Annotated in this window: 6 protein-coding genes and 1 pseudogene; 2 read left to right on the top strand and 5 right to left on the bottom strand. The window is 71.1% G+C overall.

Annotated features, from left to right (window positions below; genetic code table 11):
- A pseudogene (locus tag FLW16_RS45835) lies at positions 1-134 on the top strand (sugar phosphate isomerase/epimerase); the annotation flags it as partial.
- A 74-nt stretch (positions 135-208) separates the two neighbouring features.
- On the opposite strand, the gene FLW16_RS42635 reads toward FLW16_RS45835, so the two are convergent.
- The 5 genes from FLW16_RS42635 to FLW16_RS42615 form a co-directional block, all read right to left on the bottom strand.
- Complete coding sequence (locus FLW16_RS42635; RefSeq protein WP_142566679.1) at positions 209-1,657, bottom strand: ATP-binding protein; 1,449 nt, start codon at positions 1,655-1,657, stop codon at positions 209-211.
- A 35-nt stretch (positions 1,658-1,692) separates the two neighbouring features.
- Entirely contained in the window at positions 1,693-2,187 is a 495-nt protein-coding gene (locus FLW16_RS42630; protein WP_142566678.1) for an MSMEG_6728 family protein, read from the bottom strand.
- A gap of 70 nt (positions 2,188-2,257) precedes the next feature.
- Positions 2,258-3,343, bottom strand: a complete 1,086-nt coding sequence (locus tag FLW16_RS42625) for a Zn-dependent alcohol dehydrogenase (protein WP_142566677.1) — start codon at positions 3,341-3,343, stop codon at positions 2,258-2,260.
- 37 nt (positions 3,344-3,380) lie between these two features.
- Positions 3,381-3,575 (bottom strand): ferredoxin, encoded by a 195-nt coding sequence (locus FLW16_RS42620; protein WP_142566676.1) that lies wholly within the window; start codon positions 3,573-3,575, stop codon positions 3,381-3,383.
- A 70-nt stretch (positions 3,576-3,645) separates the two neighbouring features.
- Positions 3,646-4,125 (bottom strand): pyridoxamine 5'-phosphate oxidase family protein, encoded by a 480-nt coding sequence (locus FLW16_RS42615; protein ID WP_142566675.1) that lies wholly within the window; start codon positions 4,123-4,125, stop codon positions 3,646-3,648.
- An 82-nt stretch (positions 4,126-4,207) separates the two neighbouring features.
- On the opposite strand from FLW16_RS42615, the gene FLW16_RS42610 reads away from it, so the two are divergent.
- Positions 4,208-4,837: a class I SAM-dependent methyltransferase gene (locus tag FLW16_RS42610; protein ID WP_142566674.1), complete on the top strand. Its 630-nt coding sequence runs from the start codon at positions 4,208-4,210 to the stop codon at positions 4,835-4,837.
- Positions 4,838-5,018: the final 181 nt, after the last annotated feature.

Here is a 5,018-nt window from a genome sequence, read left to right as displayed (position 1 = left end):
TCTCCATCGAGTGGGAGGACGCGGGCATGGACCGGCTGCACGGCGCGCCGGAATCCCTCGCCTACATCCGCTCGCTCAACGCCATCACCCCACCGGCCGCCGCCTTCGACGCCGCCTTCTCCTCCGAGAGCTGACCCCTCTCTCCCAAGCTCTCGCGAGGTCCGGGGCCGGGTGCTCCGTCAGGTGCGCCCGGCCCTCCGGCCTGCCCTCACCCCCACGCCGCAACCACGTCGTGGGCGCCCCACGCCAGGCCGACGCCCTCCACTGAGGGATGGACCCCGGACAGCGACACAACCGCGAGGCCGCCCGCCTCCGGGTCGAAGCCCGGCACCTGTACGGCGTCGCGGCGCAGCGCGGCCAGGTCGTGGCCGTCGAACGGCGTGCCGAGCCACTTGATCGAGCCCGCGAACAGCACCCGCCGTGCCACCGGTGCCCGGTCCGCGCCGACCAGGTCCACCTCGGGCGAGAACCGGCGGTTCCACCATCCGCCGATGGCCTCCGCGTCCGGCCAGGGCAGTTCCCCCGCCGCGGCGGCCATGCCCAGCGCCTGTCTGACGATCGGTTCGACGGCCCGCCCCCGCAGGCTGGCCCAACGTCGCCGTACGAGCCCGAAGGCGAGATCGGGCCTTCCCCGATGCGAGTGTTCCGCTGCGGCGCGCAGGACGCCCAGGTACATCCGCAGGCTGTGATCGCGGATGCGGTACAGCGCCGGTTTTCCGGGCTGGACGGACAACGGCTCGTCCATCGCCAGGACGCGCTTCTCGTCGGTGAGCCTGCGCAGGAGAGGGGAGAGCGAACCGGACTGCAGCGGTCCCTCGCGCCCGCCCGCCGTCGCGGCGATGGCGGCGTGCGTTCTGTGGCCACTGCCGACCGCTTCCAGCACCCGGCGGGCCTGGTCGGGCGAGGGGAACTCCGCGAGCAGGACGGATTCGGGCACGCCGAACAGGGCGGACGCCGGATCCTCGCACTCCTGCCGGATGAACTCCAGCGGGGGAGTGCCGTGCGGCCAGGCGCGCAGGATCCCGGGCAGCCCTCCGCTGGCGAGGTACGCGTCGATAGCGTCACCTCCGGCCAGGCCCAGTGCCCCGGCGGTCTCCGCGGGATCGAGCGGGTCGAGCGTCATGGTGTCTGCGCGCCCGTAGAAAGGCCGGTCGTAGGCGGTCAGCCGCTCCATCATGTGCAGGTCGCTGCCCAGCAGGAGCAGGAGAACGGGCTTGGCCGACAGGAGCCGGTCCCAAGCCGTCTGCAGCGCGCCGTCGAACAGGTCGTCCTGTTCCGCCAGCCAGGGCATCTCGTCGATGACGACGATCGAGGGGGTCGGCGGGATCGTCGAGTGCAGCACGCGAAAGCCCTCCGGCCAGCTTCCGCTGGTGATCCGGACGACCTGCTCGGGATCGGCGGGCAGGCACGACTCCTTGAGCTCGGCGCAGAACGCCTCGACCGCCTCGACCGGCGACATCCCCTTGGTCGCGGTGAAGAAGAGGTACGGCACCTCGGCCTTGTCGCAGAACTCCTGCACGAGCCGGGACTTGCCGACCTGGCGGCGTCCCCTGATGGCCATGGCAGAGCCGGCACCCGTCCGGCGGACCCGGTCGAGGCGCTTGGTCAGGGCGGCCAGCTCCCGCCGCCGGCCTATGAAAGGAACCGCGCTCACCATGCCCCTTATGTAGATGACATCTACGTAGATGCAATCTACACGGTGCGGCGGGGTGGGAGCAGGGCGTTGACGCGGTCGGAGCCGGGCCAGACGTAGGGGAGGTCGTCGGGGTCTCCGGGGAACTTCGGGCCGTAGAACTGCGGATCCTTGCGCAGCAGGGCCGACCGGTGGCTGAGGTGGAGGGCGGCATCGCCGAGCCACGGCGGCAGTTCGCCCGCCTCCGCGAGGGCCGCCTGGGTGCGGGGCGTTCCGATACCCCGGAAGTCGAGCAGTTCCCTGGTCATCGTCCCGGCGCAGGTGTCGGCGCGGCCCAGGTCGCACCAGACCGTCACGATCTCCAGGCCGTAGCGGACCAGCGCCTCCTCGTACCCGGCCCACATGTGCGCCACGGGGTGGTGCCGCCAGCCGTACCCGGGAACGGTGAGCGTGCGCAGGACCTGCAGGGCCTCGACCCGCTGCTTGCCGAGGCGGAGCGGGTCGAGGACGCGGGCCGTGGCCGCGAAGTCCGGGTACGGCAGGAACGTCTGCATGTCGCCGCTCGGGTTACCCCGGCCCGCCGGAGATATCCCCCGCGCCGGGGAGATCTCCGGCGGGGCGGTGTCAGTCGAACAGCACGATCTGCCGGAGCACCTCGCCGCCGCGCAGGGCGTCGACGGCGTCGTTCAGGTCGCCGATCCTGATGCGGGAGCTGATCATGCTGTCCAGGTCGAGCTTGCCCGCCTTGTAGAGGTTCACGAAGCGCGGGAAGTCCCTGCGGACGTCGGCGTCGCCGTACAGCGAGCTGAGGATGTTCTTGCCCTCGAACAGCAGGTTGAAGGCGGTCAGCGGCACCTGGTCGTCCATGGCGCCCGCGCCGACGATGATGACGTCGCCGCCGCGCCTCGTCGCCTGCCAGGCCGTCATGATCGCGGCCGACTTGCCGACCACCTCGAAGCCGTGGTCGAAGCCCTGGCCGCCGGTCAACGTGCCGATGGCGTCCATGAGCTGGTCGGGGGTGCAGGCGTGGGTGGCGCCGACCTTCTTCGCGAGCGCGTGCTTGGACTCCAGCGGGTCGATCGCGAGGATCGTGGTCGCGCCGGAGATGCGGGCGCCCTGGATCACCGACAGGCCGACGCCGCCGCAGCCGACGACCGCGACGGTCGCGCCGGGGCGCACCTTCGCGGTGTTGAGCACGGCGCCGACGCCCGTCGTGATGCCGCAGCCGATCAGCGCCGCCGCCTCGTACGGCACGTCGGGGTCGACCTTGATCGCCCCCTGCCACGGCACGATGATCTCCTCGGCCCAGGTGCCGCACCCGGCCATGCCGAACGCGGGGGTCTGTCCGTCGAACAGGAAGCGCGGCTCGGTGAAGCTCTTCATCATGTACGTCATGCAGAGGTTCGGCTGACCGCCCACACAGCTCGGGCAGTCGCCGCAGGCGGGCGTCCAGTTGATGATGACGTGATCGCCCGGCTGCACGCCGGTCACGCCGTCGCCCACCTCGACGACCTCGCCGGCGCCCTCGTGACCGGGGATGATCGGGAGCGGCATGGGGAGCACGCCGGTGAGCACCGAGAGGTCGGAGTGGCAGACGCCGGTGGCCTTCACCCGCACCCGGACGTCACCCGGGCCCACCGGCGTCAGCGTGAAGTCGTCTCTGATGTCGAGCTTTTCGTCGCCGACCGCGTGGAGAAGCGCGCCGCGCATGGGGACCTCCTGGTCTTTCAGGGTTGGGTGCCGCGCGTCACTCGTCCTCGAGCGACAGCGCGGCCTTGGGGCAGGACCGGACCGCGTGGCGGACCCGGTCGAGCAGTTCGGCGGGCGGCTCGGGCGTCAGCACGTGGAGGTTGTCCTCGTCGTCGACCTCGAAGACCTCGGGCGCCAGGCCCATGCAGACGGCGTTGGCCTCACACACGTCGTAGTCGACCTTGATCTTCATGGCGCGTCCTCCTCCTGTGCGTCACATCGCGCTGGAGTTCACGTTAGGGCCTGTCCTTTGGATCTTTCGCCTACTGCGGTCGTCCAGACCCATCGCCGCCGAGCTTGCGGTGATCCCAGGAGACGACGCGGGCCGGCTCGACCAGGTAGGCCACGCGCTTGCGCGCGGTGTGCTCGACGTATGCCCGCGCCTCGGGGCCGTCGACGGGCATGCCGGCCATCCGCCGGGTGACGTCCAGGCCGACCTCCAGGACGGCCGCCGGGTCGTCGATCAGCCGCGCCTTGCCGTAGACGAGCACGCCGCGCAGCTGCGCGTACTCGTCCCCGGTCTCGATCAGGCAGCTCACCCGCGCGTCGCGCTCGATGTTGCGGGCCTTCTGCGACTTGGCGTAGGTCCAGAACGTGACGCGGCCGTCGTCGAGTCCGTAGAACATCGTGACCAGGTGAGGCGTGCCGTCGGGGTTGATCGTGCCGAGCTGGAGCTTGCGGGCGTCTCGCAGGAGCCCCGCGATCTCTTCCTCGCTCATCGCGATGCGGGCGCGCTGGTTCACGAAGCAAAGTAGAACACGTTGCATCAGGGCGGACAAGGGGCAGTTCCGAACATCGTTCGGCTCGTTGGGTAGGGTGCCCGGCATGGTGACCCCGATGCCCGACGACCTGCGCCGCGCCGCCGAAGAGGCGCGCGGGTTCATGCCGCCCGCCGAGGGCGAGGCCCTGTACGAGACCGCCTGCGCGTACGGCTCGCGCGGGCCGATCTGCGAGATCGGCACGTACTGCGGCAAGTCGGCGATCTACCTGGGCGCCGGGGCGCGGCGGGCGGGCACGGTCGTCTTCACGGTGGACCACCATCGGGGATCCGAGGAGATCCAGCCGGGCTGGCCGCACCACGACCCCGAACTGGTGGACCCGAGGACCGGGCGGATGGACTCGCTGCCGTTCTTCCGCGACACGATCGCCGCCGCCGGCCTGGAGGACGAGGTGATCGCGGTCGTGGGCGCGTCGGCCATGGTCGCCCGTCACTGGTCCACTCCGCTGGCCGTGCTGTTCATCGACGGCGGTCACTCGGAGGAGCCGGTGACCGCCGACTACGAGGGATGGGCGCCGCACGTCATGCGGGGCGGCGCGCTGGTCTTCCACGACATCTACCCCGACCCGGCCGACGGCGGGCAGGCGCCCTATCGGGTCTATTTGCGCGCGCTGGAGTCGGGCGCCTTCCGCGAGGTGCGGGTCGTCGGGTCGCTCCGCGTACTTGAACGCGTCTGACGGCGCGTCCCGCGGCCGCTTCGCCGGCTGAAAGCCGTGCGCGGCCGGGTCGCCCCTGAGTTGGCTCAATTTAGTGCGCACCTTCGAGGCCGCGGATGCGCTTGAGGGCGTCGCGTAGGTCGGTGGGCAGGGGGTCGGCGGCGGTCAGGACGTGGTTGCCGGCTTGGATACGGACGGTGCG

This window comes from Microbispora sp. KK1-11, assembly GCF_006874435.1.
Taxonomy (GTDB): Bacteria; Actinomycetota; Actinomycetes; order Streptosporangiales; family Streptosporangiaceae; genus Microbispora; species Microbispora catharanthi.
The sequence above is the reverse complement of the archived record's forward strand: the minus strand, read 5'-3'. Positions and strand labels throughout refer to the sequence as shown.

Excerpts from the sequence above, each read along its gene's own strand:
- FLW16_RS42635 (WP_142566679.1), bottom strand. The coding sequence starts at position 1,657 with ATGGTGAGCGCGGTTCCTTTCATAGGCCGGCGGCGGGAGCTGGCCGCC.
- FLW16_RS42630 (WP_142566678.1), bottom strand. The coding sequence starts at position 2,187 with ATGCAGACGTTCCTGCCGTACCCGGACTTCGCGGCCACGGCCCGCGTC.
- FLW16_RS42625 (WP_142566677.1), bottom strand. The coding sequence starts at position 3,343 with ATGCGCGGCGCGCTTCTCCACGCGGTCGGCGACGAAAAGCTCGACATC.
- FLW16_RS42620 (WP_142566676.1), bottom strand. The coding sequence starts at position 3,575 with ATGAAGATCAAGGTCGACTACGACGTGTGTGAGGCCAACGCCGTCTGC.
- FLW16_RS42610 (WP_142566674.1), top strand. The coding sequence starts at position 4,208 with ATGGTGACCCCGATGCCCGACGACCTGCGCCGCGCCGCCGAAGAGGCG.